Origin of the sequence: Actinomadura vinacea, assembly GCF_039532545.1 — a bacterium.
GTDB classification, from domain to species: Bacteria; Actinomycetota; Actinomycetes; order Streptosporangiales; family Streptosporangiaceae; genus Spirillospora; species Spirillospora vinacea.
Genome location: NZ_BAAARW010000003.1, coordinates 226,234 through 246,303, shown reverse-complemented (window position 1 = coordinate 246,303; position 20,070 = coordinate 226,234). Strand labels below are relative to the sequence as shown.

The following is a 20,070-nucleotide window of genomic DNA, read 5'->3' as shown; positions in this document are numbered from 1 at the left end:
GGTGCAGGCCGTGGATCTCGGTCGGGCAGTGATCGAGCGGTTGTCTATGGGGCCGGCTCACCCGGTCGGGTTTCCTGGACGGCGTGCTGCAGGGCGGTGACGAAGGCCGTGGTCGCCGGCGGATCCGGCGGGTCGCCGTAGGCGGCCAGGTAGACGTGCCGCCGGAACTCCTGCACCACGCTGGCCTCGATCCCCGGCGCGCGGTGGGTGCGCAGCGCCAGCCCCGGCATCGTGGTCACGGCCATGCCCGCCGCGACCAGCGCCTGCTGCACGATGGTGTCGTCGCCGGTGTACGCGATGGACGGGACGAAACCCGCCTTGCCGCAGGCGTCGAGGAACTCTCGGCGGCAGTTCTCGCAGCCCGCGATCCACGCGGAGTCGCGGTTGCCGGGCAGCGTCTGGTCGGGTTCAAGGCTGAGCAGGTACATCGGGTCGTCGAACAGGTGCGTGGCGCGGATGTCGTCCGGGATCGTGTCGTCGTAGAAGAAGACGACCGCGGCATCGACCTGCCCGGTTCGCAGCAGGTCGAGCGACACCCGCGGGTGCGCCTCGACCAGGTGCAGTTCGACGCCGGGGTGCTCGCGGCGCAGCGTGCTCGCGGCGTGCGGCACCAGCCCGGCGAGCGCCGACTGGAAGCCGGCGACCCGGACGCGGCCGGTGCGCAGGCCCACCATCGCGGACAGTTCGGCGGCGGCGGCGTCCACCCGGCCGACGATCTCGGTGGCGCGGCGGGCCAGGTGCTCGCCCTCCGGGGTGAGCCGGATGCCCCGGCCGACCCGCTGGACCAGCCTGGCCCCGGTCGCAGCCTCCAACCTGGCCAGATGGTGGCTGACGGCGGGCTGGGAGTAGTTCAGGTGCTTGGCCGCCTTGGTGACCGAGCCCTGCGAGGCGACCGCCGCGAGAACCCGTAACCGCAGGATGTCCAGCATGCATCGAGGATACGCATGTGTTCGCCCAAGCATTGGCATTAGACGGAATGAGTCGGCGCACGAGACGCTGATCAGGACGAGCCCGCTGTGCGAAGGAGGACGCGGCCATGACCCGCTCACTGGTGACGCTCATCGATCTCGTCGCGGCCGTGCGCCACGCCGTCGACGTGCGGACCGGCTGGACGGACACCGCGGACCTGGTCGCCGACCAGCTCCGCGCGCACCTGCCCGGCCCCGAGATCCTGACCCCCGACCAGCGTCTCGGCCGGCCCGACCGGGTCGCCGGCCACCTCCTGCACGCCGAACCCGACGGCGCGTTCTCCATCCTCGGCCTGGTCTGGCGCCCCGGTCAGACCACCCGGATCCACGACCACATCACCTGGTGCGTCGTCGGCGTGCTGTCCGGTGTCGAGCACGAGGAGCTGTTCGACGACGCGCTCAACCCGATCGGCGTGCGGGACAATCCGCCCGGCGAGGTCAGCGGCTTCGCGCCGCCCGGCGACATCCACCGCATCCGCAACGTCGGCGACGAGACCGCCATCAGCCTGCACATCTACGGCACCGACATCTCCCGCGTGGGCTCCAGCGCCCGCCGCTTCTACAACTGAGGAGCTCGAATCGTGGACCAGAACGCCATCGACGAGATGCTGAACCGCCCGCTCAGCCAGGAACTGCTGGCCCGCGACCTGGCCCGGCTGGCCTTCGTCGCGCTGGACGGCACGCCGCGGTCGATCCCGATCGGAATCGTCTGGAACGGCTCGCAGATCGTCATGTGCACCGCCACGAACGCGCGGAAGCTCCCGGCGCTGCGCCGCAACCCCGCGGTCGCGCTGACGATCGACACCGAGTCGCACCCGCCGAAGGTCCTGCTCATCCGCGGCCGGGCGGAGCTGGACGTCGTCAACGGCATCCCGGACGAGTACTTCCAGTGGAACGGCACGTACGAGATGACGCCGGAACAGCGCGCCGAGTGGGAGGACGGCGTGAAGTCGCTCTACGACGGCATGGTCCGGATCGTGGTGAAGCCGACGTGGGCCAAGCTGATCGACTTCGAGACCACCCTGCCCACCGCCATCGAGGAGCTGATGCAGCGGCAGCAGGAACGCCAGCGCGCCTGACCACACCCCGACGGACCCCGACAGGAGATCATCATGACCCACACCGAGCAGCGCGGCACGCTCCAGCGGATGGACAACATCGCCATCGTCGTCGACGACCTCGCCGCAGCCAAGGCGTTCTTCACCGAGCTCGGGATGGAGCTGGAGGGTGAGGCGACGCTGGAGGGCAGCCTGGTGGACCGCCTCATCAGGCTCGACGGAGTTCGAACGGACATCGCGATGATGCGCGCCCCGGACGGCTCCGGACGGATCGAGCTGACCAAATACCACACGCCGGCGAGCCCAGGTGGCGACCAGCCCGCCCCGGTGAACGCGCTGGGCATGCACCGCATCATGTTCGCCGTCCACGACATCGAGGACGTCATCGACCGCCTCAAGCCGCACGGCGCCGAACTCGTCGGCGAGGTGGTGCGGTACGAGGACATCCACCGGCTCGCCTACCTGCGTGGCCCCGCCGGCATCATCGTCGCGCTGGCCGAGCAGATCGGCTGACCGGCGTCTGAGGTGCGCGACCGCTCCCGGACCGGCAGGGGACGCCCAGCGCACGACGTGCGCCAGGCTGGGAGCTCGCCGTACCGAACACCCCGCCCCCGGCCCGCGTCTGGTCGCGCGGCCCGGGGGCAGGGTGCGGCACTGAGGGCGGCGGCCATTCGCCGACCAGACCCTCCGTCAGGGTCAGGTGATCTTGGGGGTGGCGCGCATGCCGACGTACACGCAGGGGGTCCCGTTGGACAGGGTGGAGAAGACGACGGGCATGTGGTCCTCGCTGAAGGAGGGGCCCGCGCCGGAGGCGGCGAACACGGTCGAGGTCACCGGTGTGAGGTCCATGTCCAGGGGCGGTGACATGTCCTTCATGCCGTCGACGAACTCGTACCGCATGCGAGCGCCGGAGTCCTGGCCGCGGCTGACGGTGATGACTACGCCCTCGCGCCGGTAGGTGCCCAGGAGCGGGGTGATGTCGACGGCGGGGGGCTGCGGGGGCGGGCCGAAGGGGGCGGGCATGGTGACACCGGCGAGTTCGGCGAGGAGTTCGCGGAACAGGTCGGCGTAGAGCAGGCGGGCGCTGCCGCCGTTGGTCATCAGGACGAGAGCCAGGCCGGCGTGCGGGACGACCCGCAGGTAGGCGTACTGGCCGATGGCGGCGCCGTCGTGGCCGAAGCCGGGGACGCCGTCCCAGTCGTACAGGGTCCAGCCGAGGCCCCAGCCGTCGGCGGAGACCGTCCACTTGTCGGGCACGTCGGTCTCGCGACGCTGCATCGCGGCGACCGCCTGCGCGGACAGCACCTGGGTGCCGTCGGGCGCGGCGCCGCCGTTCAGGTGCATGCCGGCCAGGCGCGCCATGTCCCCGGCCGAGACGATGACCCTGCCGTACGGTCCCGCCGAGCGCGGCATCAGGTCCCAGGCCGGGGCCGGGTCGGGGTCGGCGCCGTCCTCGCCCAGGTGACTCATCGCCACCCGGAAGCGCAGCGCCTCCTCCGGCAGCGTCATGGAATGCTCCAGGCCGAGCGGGGTGAACAGCAGGTCCTTGAGCGCCTGGTCCCAGGTGCGGCCGGTGAGCACCTCGATGAGCCGGCCGAGCACGACGTAGCCGAGTCCGCCGTAGGAGATCGCGGTGCCGGGCGGGCAGTCGAGGGGCACGCTTCTGGCGGCTTCGACGTATCTGGCGAGGCAGTCGTCGCCGCGGCCGCTGTCGTGGTTGAAGTCGTTGGTGACGCCGCCGGTGTGGGACAGGAGCTGCCGGACGGTGATCGTCCTGGTGGCCTGCGGGTCGGGGGTGGCGAACTCCGGTAGGACGTCGGCCACCCGCGTGTCCAGGCTGAGCCGGCCCTCGTCGATCAGCCGCATGACGAGCGTGGCCGTGTAGACCTTGGCGATCGACCCGGACAGGAACAGCGAGTCCGTGGTCACGTCCACGCCGGTGCCGCGATGCAGCACGCCGCTGGCCAGCTCGTGCACCTGCCCGTCGATCAGCACGGCCAGCGCGGCGCCCGGGACGTGGCGCGCCGCGCGCAGCTCGTCCAGGCGCGCCTGCCAGCGGTCGTGATCGAAGCGGCGGCCCGCCGAGTCGCGCATCCCCCAGTCGTCCCGGGCGGTCCAGTCGCCTTCGGCGGTCCAGCTCAGTTCCGTGGTCATCATCTCTCCTCAGTGGGTTGTCGATAGGGAAAGGTCAGGGTCAGGAGTGGGTGGCCGTCGCGAGCTCGCGTTCCGGCGCGTCGGCGGGGGCCGCGGGGCGGGGCGCGCCCGCCTCCTTGCCGCCGCGCAGGACGATCAGGGCCAGGACGGCCGCGGCCAGCACCCCGGCGGCGCTGATCGCGAACGCCGACGACATGGCCGTGGTGAAGGCTTCGCGGGCGGCCTGCGCCAACGTCGCGTCCCCGGTGAGGCGGGCGGTGGCGAGCCCGTCCCCGATCGACCGGCGCGCGGTATCGGCGGCGGTCACGGGCATGGCGGCGGTGTAGCCCGCGGCAAGGACGCTGCCCAGGGCGGCGACGCCGAGCGCGGCGCCCATCTGCTGGATGGTGTCGTTCAGCGCCGAGCCGACACCGGCGTGTTCGGCGGGCACCCGGCCCATCAGGGCGGCGATGGCCGCGGGCATGGCGGTGCCGCCGCCCGCGCCGAGCAGGAGCAGGCCCGCGAGCGGGAGCACCAGGCCACGCTCGGGGGCGGTGGCGGCGAGCAGGCCGAACCCGGCGGCCATGACGGCCAGGCCGGTGACGATCTGCGGCCGGGCGCCGATCCGGCCGCCCAGCCTGGCCCCAAGGGCGTTGCAGGCCAGCGAGGCGACCGCCATCGGTATGAAGACCAGCCCGGCCTGGGTCGGGGTGAGGCCGAGCACATACTGCAGGTACTGGGTGAGCACGAGCAGCAGCCCGCCGTTGCCGATCTGCACGAGCGTGAGCGAGAGGCTGCCGCCGCTGAACGTGCGGTCGCGGAACAGGCCGAGCGGGACCATCGGGTGCGCGCAGCGCAGCTCCCAGAGCACGAAGGCGGTCAGCGCGATCACGGCCAGCGCCGCGGCGGCGGCCGTGACCGGGTGGGTCGGTCCGTAGGCGGGCAGCTCGATGATCGCCCAGACCAGGGCGGTCATGCCGGACGTCGACAGGATCATGCCCAGCGGGTCCGGCTTGCGCCACGGCCCCTTCGACTCGGGCATTAGCCTCAGCGCGGCGACGATGGCCAGCGCGGCGATGGGCACGTTGATCACGAAGACCGCGCCCCACCAGAACCACGCGATCAGGGCGCCGCCCAGGACGGGGCCGCCGACCAGGCCGGCCATGGCGACGGCGCTCCACGCGGTCAGCGCCTTGCGGCGCTCCCGCTCGTCGAACAATGTGATCAGGATGGACAAAGTGCTCGGCATGATGAGCGCGCCGCCGACGCCCATCACCACGCGGGCGGTGATGAGCTGGACGGGATCGGCGGCGCAGGCGGCCGCGAGCGAGGCGGCGCCGAACAGCGCGAGCCCGATGACCATGACGCGGCGGCGGCCGAAGCGGTCCGACAGGCTGCCGGAGGTCAGCAGCAACCCGGCGAACGCGAGGATGTAGGAGTCCAGGATCCACTGGATGTCACGGTCGTCGGCGCCCAGGTCGGCGGACAGCGGCGGGACGGCCACCGTCAGCACCATGTTGTCGATGACCAGTACCAGCGTGCTGAGACACAGGACGATCAGGATCAACCGGCGACGCGAACCGCTGATGTACATGGAAGGACCCTTTTTCGGATGAGTACACTGTTCGCCTTTTGAGTACGGCGTACTCGCTGGGGTGTGCGCGGGCAAGGCGGGACAAGGCGGAGGATCAGAATCCTGCGGGCGGGACCCACTCGACGAGTTGCACGACGATGCCGTTGGGGTCGGTCAGCCGCAGTTGCCACTCGCCCCACGGCGCTTCGCGCAGCGGCGTGGTGATCGGGGCGTCCTCGCGGCGCAGCCGCTCATGCTCGGCGATGATGCCGGTCACCGTGAAGGAGACGGTGACGCCGGGGCGTCCGGCGGCCGGCCGGGGCGGAAGCTCGGCGGCGCGCTGCCGCAGCACGATGTCGACGGCCGCGTCGTCGCGCACCAGGCACGTGAACCCGTCGCCGGTGAGCGCCTCGTGGAAGCGCAGGTGCGAGGTGAAGAACCGCACGGAGGCGGCCAGGTCCTCGACGGTGAACCACAGTTCCGACTCCATGACGCTCATGCCGCCGGCGCCGCCCTGCCTCCCGCTTAATGGTTTCGGTCGATACATGCCACACTTCCTGCGTCCGCGCCGTCTCGTCGCGGTCTGCCGCGACAAGTCGAGCATGCCGGGCGGACATCGCCGGGAACAACGGCCGCTTCCGCAACGTCGGTTAATGCTGGAGTTCACGATCGGGGGACGCGGTGGAATTACGTGACATCGAGATCTTCTTGACGCTCGCGGAAGAGTTGCACTTCACCAGGACCGCCGAACGCCTGCACGTGAGCACCGCGCGCATCAGCCAGGCGATCAGGAAGCAGGAGCGCGAGGTCGGCGCCAAGCTGTTCGAGCGCACCAGCCGCAGCGTCCGGCTCGCCCCGATCGGCGAGCGGCTCTACGGCGACCTGCGGCTCGTCCACCGGGGCCTGCGCGAGAGCATGGAACGGGCCAGGCTGGCCGCCCAGGGCAAGACCGAGGTGCTGCGTGTCGGCATGCTTCCGGGCAACGCCCACGACCTGCGCCCGTACTGGGAAGAGTTTCGCACCCGCCACCCCAAGTGGGGGCTGCGCATCCGCCACAACCCGTTCATCGACCCGTTCGCCCCCTGCGCGACGGCGAGGTGGACGTCCTGGTCTCCTGGCTCCCGGTGGAAGAACCCGACCTCACCGTCGGGCCCGCCCTCTTCACCGAGCCCAGGGTGCTGCTCGCGGCGACCGGCCACGAGCTTGCCGGCCGCGGGTCCGTCTCGCTCGAAGCCCTGGGCGATTTCGGCGTCCTGCGCCCCTCGACGGCTCTGCCCGACTACTGGGAAGACGCCTTCGTCCCCTTCGAGACCCCCAGCGGCCGCCCCATCGAACGTGGCCCGGCCGTCCGGGAGATGGACGACATCCTCACCATTGTCGGCACCGGCGAGGCCGTCCACCACCTGGGCGCGCACGCCGCCCGCTACTACGCCCGCCCAGGGGTCCTCTACCTGCCTCTGCGTGACACGCCCCGCCTGAGATGGGGCCTGGTATGGCGGAGCGACGCCGAGACCGAGCCGATCCGCGCTCTGGCCCGGGTGGCCCGCGACCTCGGCACCGCAGAGCTTTGAACAACATGCCGGTGGCCTGGGCCGGCACGAACTGAGCCCACCTGTCCTCGGGGTACTTCATCGCGTGCGGGACGATCGTGCCGTCCAGCGGCCGACAGGCACTAAGGCCCGGCTCCGCTCGGCTCGATGTCGTCGGCGGCCGGGCCGCGGCGGGCGGCCATTCGCCGGGGGTCGGGCCAGCGGACGTCGTGGGCCCAGCCCACGCGTTCGAACATCCGGATCAGCCGTGCGCTGGCGTCGAGCTGTCCCTTGCGGACCCCGTGGCGGGCACAGGTGGGCTCCGCGTGGTGCCAGTTGTGCCAGCCCTCGCCGAACGTCAGCAGCGCAACCCACCACACGTTGGAGGAGGAGTCCCGGGTGTCGAACTCCCGGTCGCCGAACGTGTGCGCGATGGAGTTGACCGACCAGGTCACGTGGTGCACGACCGCGTAGCGGACCAGCCCGCCCCAGAACAGTGCCGACCACGCCCCGGCCCAGGACCCCGCCCAGAGCCCGCCCGCGGCGGCGGGCAGCAGGAACGACGCGGCCGCGGTGACCGGGTACAGCGCGTCCAGCCAGCGGATGTCCGGGTCCGCCAGCAGGTCGGGGACCCAGTGCCGGCGGTCGGAACGGCGGCGGGCCGTGTAGAACCAGACCATGTGGGCGTGCAGCAGCCCGCGCAGCAGCGCCCGTCCGCTGTCGCCGTACGCCCACGGGGAGTGCGGGTCGCCGGGCCGGTCGGCGTACTTGTGATGCCTGCGGTGCTCGGCCGCCCACAGGGAGACGGGGCCCTGCAGGGCCAGGCCGCCGGCGACGGCGAGCGCGATCCGCAGCGGGCGGCGGCACCGGAACGAGCGGTGGGTCAGCAGCCGGTGGTAGCCGACGCTGATGCCGAAGATGCTGACCGCGTACATGAGGGCCGCGATCACCAGGTCGCGCGGACCGATGCCCCAGCCCCACACCGCGACCACCGCCGCGGCCGGCGCGACCAGGGGGATCACCACCAGCACGATCAGGTAGGCGGTGCGGCGGCCGGTCGACACGGTGACGGTGCCGGCCGCGGGTGGGTCGGATCGGCGCGCGGACGTGGACATGCCGTCTCCTTCGGGTCGACGGACGCTGCCTGATTGAAGCCATTCGCCGCGCGCCTCGCCAGTAACCCGACAGCCAGGGAAATGTCTCTCGATGTAGTCATCTCAATACTTTCTGCGGTCGGATGCTTGTGGACTCGGTTATGGGCGGTTAGCTTCCAGATACCTCGCGTCACGGACCGGTTCGCCGGGCGATGACGCATGCCCTTCTCCGAACGGAATGGAGACACCGCGTGGGCGATGTGCAGCAGCACCTCACGGCCGGCGGTCATCTGGATCGGTACGAGGCGGCCGCCGAGCGCGACCCGCTGGAAGGGCTGGCGCTGCTGTCCGGATGGCTGCGCACCGAGTGGCGTCCGCTCTTCGCCGAGCTGCGGGCCCGCCGGCCGATCCTGCACACCCCCGCCTTCACTCTCGTGACCCGGTTTCAGGACGTCAGCGAAGTGCTCCGGAACGGCGACATCTTCACGGTGCGCGGCTACGCCTCGCGGCTCGACCCGGCCATCGGCGGGCCGGTCATGCTCACCCGTGACGGCACCCCGCTGAACTGGCGTGAGAAGGGGCTCATGCAGGTCATGCTGCCCCCCGAGGACGTGCCCCGGGTGCGCGCGCTGGTCGCCGGCACGGCCGACCGGGCGTTGGACGCGGCGGCCGCGGGCGGACGGATCGACGCGGTCGGCGAGCTGTTCCGGCCCGTCTGCACGACGGTGTGCGCGGAGTACTTCGGCTTCCCCGGCCCGGATCCGGGGACGCTGGCGCGCTGGTCCAGGGCGATCATGACCGATGTCACCGTCAACCTCGCCGGCGATCCGGCGATCCACGCCGCGTCGCTGGCGGCCGGCCGGGAGATGATGGACCACCTGCGCGGCGTCCTGGACGAACGCCGCGCCGACGGCGGGGGCCGGGACGTCTTCGGCCGGCTGCTGCGCACCGTCCTGCCCGGCGAACTGGCCTGGGACGACGACCGCATCGCGATCAACGTGGCGGGGCTGCTGCTCGGCTTCCTGGAGAACGCCGTCGGCTCGATGACCCACCTGGTGCGGCAGTTGCTGCTGCGCCCGGAGGTCCACCGGGCCGCCGTGCTGGCCACGCCGGACACCGCGGTTTTCGACGGCCATATCTGGGAGGCGCTGCGGTTCGACCCGTTCCTGAAGGTGATCAGCCGGGTCTGCGCGCGCGACCACGTCCTGGCGGCGGGAACCCCGCGCGAGACCGTCGTGCCCGCCGGGACCCTCGTCCTGGCCGCGGTGGCCTCGGCCATGTGGGACGAGTCGGCCGTGCCGGATCCCGATCAGTTCCGCGCCGACCGGCCGCCTCACCCGCAACTGCATTTCGGCCACGGCCCGCACGCGTGCGTGGGCGTGCATCCCGGCGCGGCGGTGATCTCCGAGACGGTGCGCCGCCTGGTCCTGCGGCCCGGCCTGCGGCTGCTCGACCCGCCGGACGGCGCGGTGGTGCGGGACCGGGACGTCTTCCCCGACCGGTTCTGGCTGGGGCTCGGCGCACCGGACCGGGACGGCGAGGCATGAGCATGCGCGACAAGCGGATCAGGGCGCGCGGCATCGCCACCGACGGGGCCGCCAACAGGCTGCGCTACCTGGCCCTCACCCACGGCCGCCCGCTGTGGCGGCTGGCGGAGGCCGACCGGGGGCTGCGGCTGCGTCTCAACGCCGCGCTGATCGACAGCGCGATCCGGGAGATGCCGGGACGGCCGGAGCCGCTGAGCACCAGGTCCGACTACACCTCGTGGACGTCCCTGACCGACCGCACCTACATGGCCCGGCACCTGCCGCCGGTGCCCGGCCGCGACGAGGGGCGACCGTCGGCGGAGCAGGCCGCCGACCTGTTCACCCGGGGCGGGGAGACGGTCCCCTGCCCGCGCTCGACGGTGCTCTTCGCCTATTTCGCCCAGTGGTTCACCGACGGGTTCCTGCGCGGCGACACCCATGTCCCGCGGGATCCGCGCCGGACCAGTTCCAACCACGAGATCGACGTCAACCCGGTGTACGGGCTCACCGAGGAGCAGACCGAGGCCGTCCGGGCCTTCGACGGCGGGCTGCTCAAGAGCCAGGTGATCAACGGCGGGGAGTTCCCGCCCCACCTGTGCGAGAACGGGAAGATCAAACCGGAGTTCGTGGCGCTGAGCATGGCCCTGTTCGACCGGCTCGACGAGCCGCGGCGGGACACCCTCTTCGCCACCGGTGGCGACCGGGGCAACACGCAGGTCGGCTTCACCATGTTCACCGTGCTCTTCCTGCGCGAGCACAACCGGGTGGCGCGGGTGCTGGCGGACGCCTACCCGAAGTGGGACGACGAGCGGCTGTTCCAGACGGCCCGCAACATCGTGCTCGCCCTCGTCATCAAGCTGGTCGTCGAGGAGTACATCAACCACATCACCCCGTACCACTTCCGCTTCCTGCTCGATCCGGCGCTGAGCACCCGGCTGGCCGGCGCGCCCTGGCACCGGCAGAACTGGGCGTCCATCGAGTTCAACCTGGTCTACCGCTGGCACAGCCTGGTCCCGTCCGAACTGGTCGTCGGCGGTAGGGAGCTGCCGCTGGCGGCCACGCTGTTCGGCAGCGCGCTGCTGCCCGAGGCGGGGCTGGGACGGCTGTTCGAGGACGCCTCGGAGCAGCGGGCCGGGCGCATCGGGCTGTTCAACACCGACCCGGTCCTGCGCGAGGTGGACGTCGCGAGCGTCGCCGGCTCGCGGAAGGTGAACCTGGCCCCCTACAACGACTACCGCGCGCACTGCCGCTTCCCGCGCGTCCGCCACTTCGAGCAGATCTCCAGCGATCCCCGCGTCCACGGGGCCCTGCGCGAGCTTTACGCCAGTGTGGACGACGTCGACCTGTACGTGGGCCTGTTCGCGGAGGAGCCGGGGTCGGCCAAGGCCATCCTCCCGCCGCTGCTCACCAAGATCATCGCGATCGACGCGTTCTCGCAGGCCCTGACCAACCCGCTGCTGGCGCCCCGGGTGGGCAACGCCGAGACGTTCTCTCCGGTCGGGATGCGGATCATCGGGACTACCCGGACGGTCTCGGACGTGCTGCACCGCAACGTCCCGGAGGACCCGCAGCCCCGGTTCGTCAGCATGACCTGGCGGGGTGCCCGGTGACCGGCGAGGACGGCGCCCGGGTGCTGCGCGAGACCGCGCGGGAGCTGGCCGAGGTCGCCGCCACGCTGCGCGAGGCGTCCCGGCACACCACCGCCGCCGCCACGGACGGGGCCGTCTACGGCTCGTTGCATCGGGCGCCCGCCGCGGGGGCGCGGGCGCAACGTGCGGTGCTGCGCGCGGTCACCGCCCTCTCGGGCGGCCCGGTCGGCACCCTTGGCGCCAGACTCGGCGGCATGGCCGGGACGCGGAGCCTGGCCGTCCGGGTGATGACGGCCTCGCTGCGGCTGCGCATCGCCGCCGTCTGCCTGGACAACCCCGAGCTGGTCACCGACCCGGTGCTGGCGCGGCTGCAGGAGGCGGTGGCGGCCGACCGCGAGATGGACGCGGTGCGGGCCCTGTGCGCCCTGATCAGGGACCGCGGCACGGCCCGCGCCCTCACCGCGATCGCCCCGATCTTCGGCGAGTTCCTGGCGCTGCGCGCGCTTCTGGACCGCAATCCGCTCAACGATCACACCGCCTGGCTCATCGCCGGCGGCGAGGCCGCCGCCACCGCCGACCCCATCACCGGCATGAGCAACCGGGCGATCGCGGTTCTGGACGTGGGCGAGGGCGCCGCCCGCCGCACCGCCGCCGCCCCCGGCGAGACCGCCCGGCTCGCGGAGCACGGATCGCTGCTGGACTTCCTCACCAACATCTGCGTCGTCGGCCCCACCGGCCGGGCCCTGGTGCAGACCGTGACCGGCCCGGACGGCGCGCGGCGGCACGTCGTGCAGGTGCCGGGCATGCGGATCGGCAACCCCGACCTGGACTCGCCCGCCGACCTGCTCGGCGCGTTCAGCAGCACCCTGATGGACAGCGCCCCCTTCAGCCGTGCCCTGGCCAGGGCCATCGAGGACTACGGGATTCCGTCCGGCGACGACGTCGCCCTGATCGGCCACAGCGCCGGCGGCGCCGCCGTCATGAACCTGGCGCAGGACCCGCGGTTCTGCGCCCGCCACACCGTCACCCACGTGGTGGCCGTCGGGTCGCCGATCGACTTCAAGCGGCCCGCCTCCCCGCACACCTGGGTCGCCAGCATCACCAACCAGCACGATCTCATCCCCAGCCTTGACGGGCAGGGCGCCGGCTCCTGCTTCGACCTGCACCCGGACTGGTACGTGGTCGACTACACCGACCCGACCCACGTGTTCCCGGCGTGCCACAGCATCGAGCACTACACGGCCAACATCACCGAAGACCTCCCGGAGGTCCGCGCCCGCCTGGACGAGCAACTTGAGCCCTTCCACGGCCCGGTCGTCCGGTCGCAGCTCTACCGGCTCTACGACCGCGACCCCGGGACCGCCACGGTCACCACCGCCGGCGGCACCGTCCAACTTCCGCTTCAGAGCCCGGAGGGCCGCGCGTTCACCGCCTACTTCACAGCCGCCCCGGCCGCGGCCGCGAAGCTGCTCGGTGAGCATGGCCGCGCGGTGCGGGTGGGCGGCCGCGCGCTCATCGCACTCCACGCGTTCGAGAACCGGGGGACCCCTCTCGGCGACTACGGCGAGGCGCACCTCGGGGTCGTCGTCGCCGACCCGGACGGGCCGCGCCCGTCCCGGATGTGGCGGGAACTGCTGCCGTCCGGCGAACACCGCGGCCTGGGCACCTGCTTCCTGCACTCGGTGCTCACCAACGAAGTCGCCCACGCGGTCGCGGCCGAGGTCTGGGGCCATTCCGCCTCGGTGGGCGCGGTGCGCGTGGCGGGCGACGACCGTTCCGCGTCCGTGACGGTCGCCGACACCGACGGCGCGATCCTGACGCTGGCCGGTCCGCTCGGCCGCGGGCTGCCGTTCGTGAGCCGGGACCTCGTCGTCTACTCCCGGCGGGACGGCACCCCGCTGCGTTCGCACATCCGGGAACGCGGGCGCCGGCGAGCCCACCCGTCTCCGGCCATGCGGCTCACCGTCGCCTCCACCGGCCACCCCCTGGCGCGGCGGCTTGACGCGCTCGGCCTCGACGGCGCCCGCCCGGTGCTGTGCCTGGTCGCCCCCGCCCGCAGCAGCCTGCGGACGCCGGCCGTCCCCCTGCCCGCCCGCTGACCCACGGAGCCAGCCCATGCCCGCCGACGCCGTCACCGCCCACGCGCGAATCCTCGGCGCCGACGCCGACGCGCTCGCCGAGTGCGCCGCACGGCTGCGCCTGCTCGCGACCCGGCTGCGAACGCATGACGCCGCCCCGCCCTGGCTGTACCGCACGCTGAACGACCACATCACCGCCTGCGTGGTGGCCTCGGCCGACCTGGCCGACGCGTCCGAGCGCCTGCACGAATACGCCGAGGCGGTAGACCAGGCCACCACCTGATCACCTGCCGAGCCCGTTGTGCTTCCCTTTCCCCGCAGGTCGCTGCCGGTCAAGGACCGGGTGGTAGGTCGCCGGGCCGAGCCGCTGACGGACGTCCGCCGAACCGCCAGTCATGGACCTCGATGTCGGCGTACCGGTCCGGGGTCAGGACGGCGCGTGCCGTGTCCGGGTCCGGCGCGCGGACAAGTGCCGCTGTACCCAGCCAGGTGGCGCCGTTGTCGGACAGCAGGGGGCCGTACGCGATCAGCTCGTCCCGATCGGATGGTACGACGAGGTCGGCGGGTTCCCCTGAGCCGAGGCCGAGCACCAGATACCGGTTGCCACCGGTCCGGCCACCAGGGAAATCCCACATTGTGCGTCCCAGCGTGTTGCGCCAGCGGCGCAGCAGCACGTCCCGGTACGCGCCGGCCTGGTAGTTGGGCTCGTCGAAGGCGAACGCGCGGGCGGCCTCGGGGTCCGGCAGGTCGACGATGTGCACGCTGCCGGTGGGCGTGTCACCGGCGAAGGTCGGGCCGCGGGCGATCATCTCCTTCGCGTACCTGTCCATGTAGGACCAGTGCTCTTCCCCCAGATCGTTGCGCAGCGCCACAGAGCCGGGCCTATCGCGGTGGTAGCAGAAGAACTCCATGCCGCAGTCTCTACCACCACGGCCCGACGAGGCCTATGCAGCATCCCCAGGGCCTGCCTCGAAGTGGCCCAGGCCCCGCGCGAGCGCGCTACCGAGCCTCACCGGCCAGATCGCGAAGCGATGTCGCGCTCGCCCAGGCCCGGTCAGGGTGCGAGCCGCCAGGCGAGCTCCCTGGGCCGGGACTGCAATAAATAGTGCCTAGTTCTCGTCGGCTACCACGCCCAGGTAGGTGCCGTAGACCTCCAGCGGCTCGCCGTCCCGTTTCACCGTTCCCAGCAGGACCGACCGCGCGGTCGGCGGGGGGCCGGGCGGGACGACGTCGAAGCGCACGTCGATCGGCCGGGACGTCTGCGGGTCGGTGATCTCCACGTGCACGATGACGCCGCCGTCGCCGATCTCGACACCGGTCACCCGATGACGGGAGGTCAGCTGCTGGGTGGAGTGGTCGCCCGGCAACCGCAGGCGGACGGGGGCGCACAGCTCGCCTGCCCGGGGCGGCACGCACAGGCTCAGCATCGCCCTCAGACCGTCTCGCCGAGCTTGTCGGCCCGGCCGGAGATGTCGGCGTCGGCGGTGGCGCTCTGGTTGGCGGCGAACTGCGTCATCCGGGCCCAGGCGTCCAGGTCGCGCTGGCTGGCCTCGCGTCCCACGTGGGTGACGACGTCGACGTCGGTCGCCTGCGCACGCAGGTGCCCGGCCGTGGCCTGCTCCCTGGGGATGTGCTGGAACGGGTCGAACGAGTAGGCCCGCATGGCGTTCTCGTGCGTGAGCTTGTTGATGAGGTCGTCGTCGAGGTGGCCGAGGGTCTCCAGGACGTCCTCGGGCGCGAACGGCCAGTTGCTGTCGGAATGCGGGTAGTCCGACTCCCAGCAGACCATGTCGGTGTTGAGCCAGTCGAGCACGTGCGGGCCGACCTTGTCGCTGATGAAGCAGGTGTAGACGTGCTTGTTGAACACGTCCGACGGCCCGCTGTAGCCCTCGGGGAAGGTCGCCTTGGTCCAGCCGGAGTGGCGGTTCTGGACGTGCTCGGCCCGCCAGAGGAAGTAGGGGATCCAGCCTATGTCGCCTTCGGTGAGGGAGAACCTCAGGTCGGGGAAGTCCGCCCAGAACCGCGCCCACATCAGCTCCAGCACGGTGTAGGCGCTCATCAGCGAGGACCCGGTCATGTTGACGCTCGGGGGTGCGTCGGCGGAGAACATCGGTGCTCGCGAGGACGAGCCGATGTGCGTGCACAGGACGGTGTTGTTCTCCGACGCCGCCTTGAACAGCGGGTACCAGTGGTCGGTGTGGATGCTGGGCATGTTCAGCGCCTCGGGGTTCTCCGAGAACGTCACCGCGTGGCAGCCCTTGCCGGCCAGCCGCCGGATCTCCTTGGCGGCCTCCTCGACGTCGAACAGCGGCAGGATCCCGCAGGGGATGAACCGCCCCGGGTAGGCGCCGCACCACTCGTCGACGTGCCAGTCGTTGTAGGCCTTGATCATGATGAGGTTGAGGTCGCGGTCCGGGCCCTGGTTGAGCACCTGCCCGGAGAAGCCCGTCCAGTTGGGGAAGTTCAGGCCCGCCAGCTGGCCGCCGGCGTTCATGTCCCGCACCCGGTCGTCGACGTTGAAGCAGCCGGGGCGCATCTCGTCGTAGCTGGAGGCGTCGATGTTGTACATCTCGCGCGGCTTGCCCGCGACCGCGTTCAGGCCCATGTTCCGGCCCCGGAGGTCGCCGTAGTACCACTGCTGCACGCCGTCGGGCTCCAGGATGACCCGCGGCGCCCGGTCCTTGTACCGCTGCGGGACGTGGGCCTCGAACATGTCGGCCGGCTCGGCGATGTGGTCGTCGACGCTGATCAGGATCAGATCGTCCTTGTGCATCATGAGCCCTTTCTCTCAGGCGGGGACGAAGTACGGCAGGCACAGCTCGTCGGAGACGCGGCGGAACGCCACTCGCACGGGCAGGTCGACGCGCAACCGGTCGGCGGTGGCGTCGATGATGTTGGTCACCATCTGGTAGCCCTCTTCCAGCGTCACCACGGCGGCGGCGTAGGGCGGCGTGAAGGCCGGGGTGGCGGGCCGGTGGACGATGCTCCAGCTGTAGAGCGTCCCGCGCCCGCTGCCGGCCTCCCACCGCTGCTCGCGGGCCAGGCACTCGCGGCAGTGCTCGGTGGGCGGGAAGGTGACGGCGCCGCAGCGCCCGCAGCGCTGGAACAGCAGCCGCCCTTCGGCGCAGCCGTCCCAGAAGGGCCGGGTCACCGGGCCCGGGACGGCGTGCGGGACGTCACCGGCCTGCGGCCGGAGCACGGATGTCATGAGGCCTCGTCTCCCAACAGGATCACACCGCTGAACAGGGCGCCCGCGCCCCCGGCCGTGCACAGCGCCACCCGCGCGTCCGGGACCTGCGAGGGCCCCGCGTCGCCGCGGATCTGCTGGACGCCGCGGATCACGCGCTGCATCATCTGCGGGTTCGCGCCGGCATGGCTGAACGACATCAGGCCGCCGTCGGTGGTGACCGGATGGCTGCCGGTCGGCTCGATGCGGCCGTCCTCGACGAACGGGCCGCCCTCCCCTTCCGGGCAGAATCCGAGGGCCTCGAGCTGACGGATGATCTCGAAGGAGAACGGGTCGTACAGCTCGAGGACGTCCACGTCGTCGCGGTGCAGTCCGGCCTGGCGGAAGGCCAGGTCGGCGGCGCGCGCGCCGACCTGGCCGTTGGACGTCGAGTCGCGCCGGCCGCGCAGGTCCCAGGAGGGCGGGAACTGGTAGGAGGGCCCGAAGAAGTCGACCCCCGCGCCGAGCACGTGGACGGGCTTGCGGCGCAGGGCGGCGGCGCGTTCGGCGGTGGTGACGACGGCCGCGCAGCCCCCCTCGGAGGTCATCGAGCAGTCCAGGAGGTGGAACGGCTCGGCGATCGGGCGGGAGGCGGTGATGTCCTCGGGTTTGAAGGGGCCGCGGCCGTAATAGACGGCCTGGGGGTTGCGGTCCCCGTTGTTGCGGATGGTGGCCGCCACCCGTGACAGCTGCTCGCGGGTCGTCCCGAAGACCTCCATGTGCCTGCGGGCGATGAGCGCGAACTCCGCCGCGGTGAACATGCCCCAGGGCGCGACGAACTCGTTCTCCGGACGGGTCCACGGCGCGGTCGCCCCATGGTCGGTGTACGCCCCGGCCTGCCCGGCCACCAGCACGATGACCTCGGCCATGCCGCGCTCGACGGCCGCTGCGGCCTCGGCGAACATGCCGATGCCGAAGTCGCTGCCCTGCCAGGCGGGGCCGACCCGCAGATCGTAGATCAGCGAGGTGCCGTCGGCGCCCGAGCTGATCCCGTCCACCTCGGGCAGCTCCAGCCCGGCGTCGTCCAGCGCGCCCTGGACCGCCTCGACCATGAGGCTTCGCGAGGTCTCCCCCTCCAGCCGGCGCGCCTGCCGGGTGTTGTACACCCCCGCGATCACGGCCCGGCGGTTCGTCGCTCTCACCCTGCACTCCCGATCTCGCGGAACACTGTGTCGTGGATCACCAGAAGATATGTACTATTAGACTTACCTTGCTGTCGAGTGTCAAGGGTCCGCACGCCGCGCTCGATCCTCCGCCGGGAGTGCGGGCCGCCACCTCTCGAACACTCTATTTAGTGGGATTATCGGCCTGTGGTGAGCGATCTGAAGGGGTTCTCGGCGCAGCGCCGATGGCTTCTTCGCCCGGTCTTCGTGTATGACTATTAGTTCTATACAAGGGTGACTGAGTAGGGAGGTCTCCCATGACCATCCGTCTCCTCCTGGACATGGCCGCGCAAGCCGGTCCCGATCGCGTGGCCCTGGTGCCGGCCGACGGCGGGGCGCCGATCACCTTCGGCGCCCTGTCGAGGCTGGCCGAGGCGGGGAGCTCGGCGCTGAGGCGCTGCCACGGCCGGACGCTGGCCTTCGTCGGCGTCAACTCCGAGGCCGTGCCCACGCTGCTGTTCGCCGCGGCCGGGGCGGGGATCCCGTTCGCACCGCTGAACTACCGGCTGTCGGCCCCCGCACTGCGCGATCTGATCGCCCGCCTGGACGACCCCGTGCTGGTCACCGACCCGGCCTACCGGATCGAGGCGCCCGGCAACGTGGTCAGGTCGATGACCACCACCGAGTGGTCGGATCTGCCGGCCGCTCCCCGCGTCGACGACTCCGGCGCTGACGGTGTGGAGGTGTCGGAGGACGACCCCGCCGTCCTGCTGTTCACCAGCGGCACGACGGCGGCCCCCAAGTGCGCCGTCCTGCGCCACTCGCACCTGCTCTCCTACGTCCTGGGGACGGTCGAGTTCGCCGCGGCCGCACCCGACGACTGTGCGCTGCTGAGCGTCCCGCCGTACCACATCGCCGGCATCGGGGCCGTCCTGACCAACATCTACTCCGGCCGGCGGGTCGCCTACCTGCCGGACTTCACCCCGCGGCGCTGGCTCGACCTGGTGCGCGGCCGGCGCGTGAGCCACGCCATGGTGGTGCCGACGATGCTCGCCCGGATCGTCGAGCATCTGCGGGGCGGTCCCGCGCACTGCCCGAGCCTGTCGTCGCTGGCCTACGGAGGGGCCCGGACGCCGCTGCCGGTGCTCACCCAGGCGCTCCGCGCCTTCCCCGCGACCGACTTCGTCAACGCCTACGGGCTCACCGAGACCAGCTCGACGATCGCGATCCTCGGCCCGCGGGACCACCGCGAGGCGCTCGCCTCGGGACGGCTCCAGCGCCTCTCCTCGGCCGGACGCGTCGTCGCCGGCGTCGAGGCCCAGATCCGCGACGAGGCCGGCGCGGTCCTGCCCGACGGCGCCGTCGGCGAGCTGTGGGTGCGGGGAGGCCAGGTCTCCGGCGAATACACCGGCACCGGTTCCGCCCTGGACGCCGACGGCTGGTTCCCCACCCGCGACCGGGCGCGCATCGACGACCACGGCTACCTGTACATCGAGGGACGTGCGGACGACACGATCATCCGCGGTGGCGAGAACATCGCCCCCGCCGAGATCGAGGACGTCCTGGCCGGGCACGAGGACGTCCGTGAGGTCGCGGTCGTCGGAATGCCCGATCCCGACTGGGGCCAGCGGCTGGTCGCGGTCGTGGTCCTGACCGACCGGGCCGGTCCCGCCGGCGAGGACACCGCGGCGGAACTGCGCGCCTTCGTCCGGGCGCGCCTGCGCGGCTCACGCACACCCGACGAGATCGTCTTCAGGCCGGAACTGCCCTACACCCCGACCGGCAAGCTGCTGCGGCGCGACGTGGTCGCCGACCTCACCACGTCCACGCATGCCTGAACAGACAGGAGAGAGAGTTGACCGAGAACGCCTTCAAACCCGGCACGCGCCTGCACAGCCGGGTGTGCGCCACCGGTGTCATCGTCATCCGGCCCGGCTCGACGAAGATCGACCTGCGCTGCGGTGGCACGCCCATGTCCACCTCGGCCGACCGTGACCCGGCGGCGCGGCCGCGGAGCCCCTTCGACCAGGGCTCGCTGCTCGGCAAGCGCTACACCCACCCCGACGACGACTCTCTGGAACTGCTGGTGACCAACGCCGGAGACGGCACCCTGACCGACGGCGACACCCTCCTCGTCCTCAAGGAGAGCAAGCCGCTGCCCGCGAGCGACTGACGCGCGTGCGCGATCGCCCT

At 71.8% G+C, this 20,070-nt stretch carries 20 protein-coding genes and 1 pseudogene; 11 read left to right on the top strand and 10 right to left on the bottom strand.

Features of this window, described 5'->3' with window-relative positions:
• Positions 1-44: 44 nt before the first annotated feature.
• The gene (locus ABD340_RS05430; RefSeq protein WP_344587364.1) at positions 45-929 is read right to left on the bottom strand and encodes a LysR family transcriptional regulator; all 885 of its coding nucleotides are present in this window, start codon (positions 927-929) and stop codon (positions 45-47) included.
• 107 nt (positions 930-1,036) lie between these two features.
• Here ABD340_RS05430 and ABD340_RS05425 point away from each other — a divergent pair, with 107 nt between their 5' ends.
• The 3 genes from ABD340_RS05425 to ABD340_RS05415 all read left to right on the top strand — a co-directional run bounded on the left by ABD340_RS05425 (position 1,037) and on the right by ABD340_RS05415 (position 2,539).
• Positions 1,037-1,537 carry a cysteine dioxygenase family protein gene (locus tag ABD340_RS05425; RefSeq protein ID WP_344587363.1) on the top strand — a complete coding sequence of 167 codons (501 nt, stop codon included), beginning with the start codon at positions 1,037-1,039 and terminating at the stop codon, positions 1,535-1,537.
• Positions 1,538-1,549: 12 nt separating this feature from the next.
• Complete coding sequence (locus tag ABD340_RS05420) at positions 1,550-2,047, top strand: pyridoxamine 5'-phosphate oxidase family protein (RefSeq protein ID WP_344587362.1); 498 nt, start codon at positions 1,550-1,552, stop codon at positions 2,045-2,047.
• A 69-nt stretch (positions 2,048-2,116) separates the two neighbouring features.
• Positions 2,117-2,539, top strand: a complete 423-nt coding sequence (locus ABD340_RS05415) for a VOC family protein (protein ID WP_344587457.1) — start codon at positions 2,117-2,119, stop codon at positions 2,537-2,539.
• Between the two features lie 183 nt (positions 2,540-2,722).
• Here ABD340_RS05415 and ABD340_RS05410 read toward each other — a convergent pair whose 3' ends face one another.
• The 3 genes from ABD340_RS05410 to ABD340_RS05400 form a co-directional block, all read right to left on the bottom strand.
• Positions 2,723-4,180: a serine hydrolase domain-containing protein gene (locus ABD340_RS05410; RefSeq protein WP_344587361.1), complete on the bottom strand. Its 1,458-nt coding sequence runs from the start codon at positions 4,178-4,180 to the stop codon at positions 2,723-2,725.
• A gap of 40 nt (positions 4,181-4,220) precedes the next feature.
• A complete protein-coding gene (locus tag ABD340_RS05405; protein ID WP_344587360.1) occupies positions 4,221-5,753 on the bottom strand; it encodes an MFS transporter in 1,533 nt (510 codons plus the stop codon).
• Positions 5,754-5,847: 94 nt separating this feature from the next.
• Positions 5,848-6,231 (bottom strand): VOC family protein, encoded by a 384-nt coding sequence (locus ABD340_RS05400; protein WP_344587359.1) that lies wholly within the window; start codon positions 6,229-6,231, stop codon positions 5,848-5,850.
• A gap of 182 nt (positions 6,232-6,413) precedes the next feature.
• Here ABD340_RS05400 and ABD340_RS05395 point away from each other — a divergent pair.
• A pseudogene (locus tag ABD340_RS05395) lies at positions 6,414-6,539 on the top strand (LysR family transcriptional regulator); the annotation flags it as partial.
• A gap of 227 nt (positions 6,540-6,766) precedes the next feature.
• Complete coding sequence (locus tag ABD340_RS05390; RefSeq protein ID WP_344587358.1) at positions 6,767-7,303, top strand: substrate-binding domain-containing protein; 537 nt, start codon at positions 6,767-6,769, stop codon at positions 7,301-7,303.
• A 101-nt stretch (positions 7,304-7,404) separates the two neighbouring features.
• Here ABD340_RS05390 and ABD340_RS05385 read toward each other — a convergent pair whose 3' ends face one another.
• Positions 7,405-8,376, bottom strand: coding sequence for an acyl-CoA desaturase (locus ABD340_RS05385; protein WP_344587356.1), 972 nt, complete (start codon positions 8,374-8,376; stop codon positions 7,405-7,407).
• Between the two features lie 230 nt (positions 8,377-8,606).
• On the opposite strand from ABD340_RS05385, the gene ABD340_RS05380 reads away from it, so the two are divergent.
• Genes ABD340_RS05380 through ABD340_RS05365 form a run of 4 tightly spaced genes read left to right on the top strand, consistent with a single transcriptional unit; the run spans position 8,607 to position 13,831 of the window.
• Positions 8,607-9,902, top strand: coding sequence for a cytochrome P450 (locus tag ABD340_RS05380; protein ID WP_344587355.1), 1,296 nt, complete (start codon positions 8,607-8,609; stop codon positions 9,900-9,902).
• Positions 9,899-11,491, top strand: coding sequence for a peroxidase family protein (locus ABD340_RS05375; RefSeq protein ID WP_344587354.1), 1,593 nt, complete (start codon positions 9,899-9,901; stop codon positions 11,489-11,491). The genes ABD340_RS05380 and ABD340_RS05375 overlap by 4 nt, the downstream gene beginning before the upstream one ends.
• A complete protein-coding gene (locus tag ABD340_RS05370; protein ID WP_344587353.1) occupies positions 11,488-13,569 on the top strand; it encodes a hypothetical protein in 2,082 nt (693 codons plus the stop codon). The genes ABD340_RS05375 and ABD340_RS05370 overlap by 4 nt, the downstream gene beginning before the upstream one ends.
• A gap of 16 nt (positions 13,570-13,585) precedes the next feature.
• Positions 13,586-13,831 (top strand): hypothetical protein, encoded by a 246-nt coding sequence (locus tag ABD340_RS05365; protein ID WP_344587352.1) that lies wholly within the window; start codon positions 13,586-13,588, stop codon positions 13,829-13,831.
• A 49-nt stretch (positions 13,832-13,880) separates the two neighbouring features.
• On the opposite strand, the gene ABD340_RS05360 is transcribed toward ABD340_RS05365, so the two are convergent.
• From ABD340_RS05360 to ABD340_RS05340, 5 genes are all read right to left on the bottom strand, one after another.
• The gene (locus ABD340_RS05360) at positions 13,881-14,459 is read right to left on the bottom strand and encodes a YciI family protein (RefSeq protein ID WP_344587351.1); all 579 of its coding nucleotides are present in this window, start codon (positions 14,457-14,459) and stop codon (positions 13,881-13,883) included.
• Between the two features lie 198 nt (positions 14,460-14,657).
• On the bottom strand, positions 14,658-14,975 hold the full coding sequence (locus tag ABD340_RS05355) for a hypothetical protein (RefSeq protein ID WP_344587350.1): 318 nt from the start codon (positions 14,973-14,975) through the stop codon (positions 14,658-14,660).
• Between the two features lie 5 nt (positions 14,976-14,980).
• Positions 14,981-16,324: an amidohydrolase family protein gene (locus ABD340_RS05350; RefSeq protein WP_344587348.1), complete on the bottom strand. Its 1,344-nt coding sequence runs from the start codon at positions 16,322-16,324 to the stop codon at positions 14,981-14,983.
• A 12-nt stretch (positions 16,325-16,336) separates the two neighbouring features.
• Positions 16,337-16,756, bottom strand: a complete 420-nt coding sequence (locus tag ABD340_RS05345) for a Zn-ribbon domain-containing OB-fold protein (RefSeq protein WP_344587347.1) — start codon at positions 16,754-16,756, stop codon at positions 16,337-16,339.
• Entirely contained in the window at positions 16,753-17,916 is a 1,164-nt protein-coding gene (locus tag ABD340_RS05340) for a thiolase family protein (protein WP_344587346.1), read from the bottom strand. Before ABD340_RS05340 ends, ABD340_RS05345 begins: the two co-directional genes overlap by 4 nt.
• Positions 17,917-18,194: 278 nt before the next feature.
• Between ABD340_RS05340 and ABD340_RS05335 the strand changes: the two genes are divergently transcribed.
• Both ABD340_RS05335 and ABD340_RS05330 read left to right on the top strand, forming a co-directional pair.
• On the top strand, positions 18,195-19,715 hold the full coding sequence (locus ABD340_RS05335) for a class I adenylate-forming enzyme family protein (protein WP_344587345.1): 1,521 nt from the start codon (positions 18,195-18,197) through the stop codon (positions 19,713-19,715).
• A 17-nt stretch (positions 19,716-19,732) separates the two neighbouring features.
• Positions 19,733-20,050 (top strand): hypothetical protein, encoded by a 318-nt coding sequence (locus ABD340_RS05330; RefSeq protein WP_344587343.1) that lies wholly within the window; start codon positions 19,733-19,735, stop codon positions 20,048-20,050.
• The last annotated feature ends 20 nt before the right edge of the window (positions 20,051-20,070 follow it).

What these genes read in the sequence shown, in the direction of transcription:
- ABD340_RS05430 (WP_344587364.1), bottom strand. Translation starts at nt 929, where the DNA reads ATGCTGGACATCCTGCGGTTACGGGTTCTCGCGGCGGTCGCCTCGCAG.
- ABD340_RS05425 (WP_344587363.1), top strand. Translation starts at nt 1,037, where the DNA reads ATGACCCGCTCACTGGTGACGCTCATCGATCTCGTCGCGGCCGTGCGC.
- ABD340_RS05415 (WP_344587457.1), top strand. Translation starts at nt 2,117, where the DNA reads ATGGACAACATCGCCATCGTCGTCGACGACCTCGCCGCAGCCAAGGCG.
- ABD340_RS05410 (WP_344587361.1), bottom strand. Translation starts at nt 4,180, where the DNA reads ATGACCACGGAACTGAGCTGGACCGCCGAAGGCGACTGGACCGCCCGG.
- ABD340_RS05405 (WP_344587360.1), bottom strand. Translation starts at nt 5,753, where the DNA reads ATGTACATCAGCGGTTCGCGTCGCCGGTTGATCCTGATCGTCCTGTGT.
- ABD340_RS05400 (WP_344587359.1), bottom strand. Translation starts at nt 6,231, where the DNA reads ATGAGCGTCATGGAGTCGGAACTGTGGTTCACCGTCGAGGACCTGGCC.
- ABD340_RS05385 (WP_344587356.1), bottom strand. Translation starts at nt 8,376, where the DNA reads ATGTCCACGTCCGCGCGCCGATCCGACCCACCCGCGGCCGGCACCGTC.
- ABD340_RS05375 (WP_344587354.1), top strand. Translation starts at nt 9,899, where the DNA reads ATGAGCATGCGCGACAAGCGGATCAGGGCGCGCGGCATCGCCACCGAC.
- ABD340_RS05365 (WP_344587352.1), top strand. Translation starts at nt 13,586, where the DNA reads ATGCCCGCCGACGCCGTCACCGCCCACGCGCGAATCCTCGGCGCCGAC.
- ABD340_RS05360 (WP_344587351.1), bottom strand. Translation starts at nt 14,459, where the DNA reads ATGGAGTTCTTCTGCTACCACCGCGATAGGCCCGGCTCTGTGGCGCTG.
- ABD340_RS05355 (WP_344587350.1), bottom strand. Translation starts at nt 14,975, where the DNA reads ATGCTGAGCCTGTGCGTGCCGCCCCGGGCAGGCGAGCTGTGCGCCCCC.
- ABD340_RS05350 (WP_344587348.1), bottom strand. Translation starts at nt 16,324, where the DNA reads ATGATGCACAAGGACGATCTGATCCTGATCAGCGTCGACGACCACATC.
- ABD340_RS05345 (WP_344587347.1), bottom strand. Translation starts at nt 16,756, where the DNA reads ATGACATCCGTGCTCCGGCCGCAGGCCGGTGACGTCCCGCACGCCGTC.
- ABD340_RS05335 (WP_344587345.1), top strand. Translation starts at nt 18,195, where the DNA reads ATGACCATCCGTCTCCTCCTGGACATGGCCGCGCAAGCCGGTCCCGAT.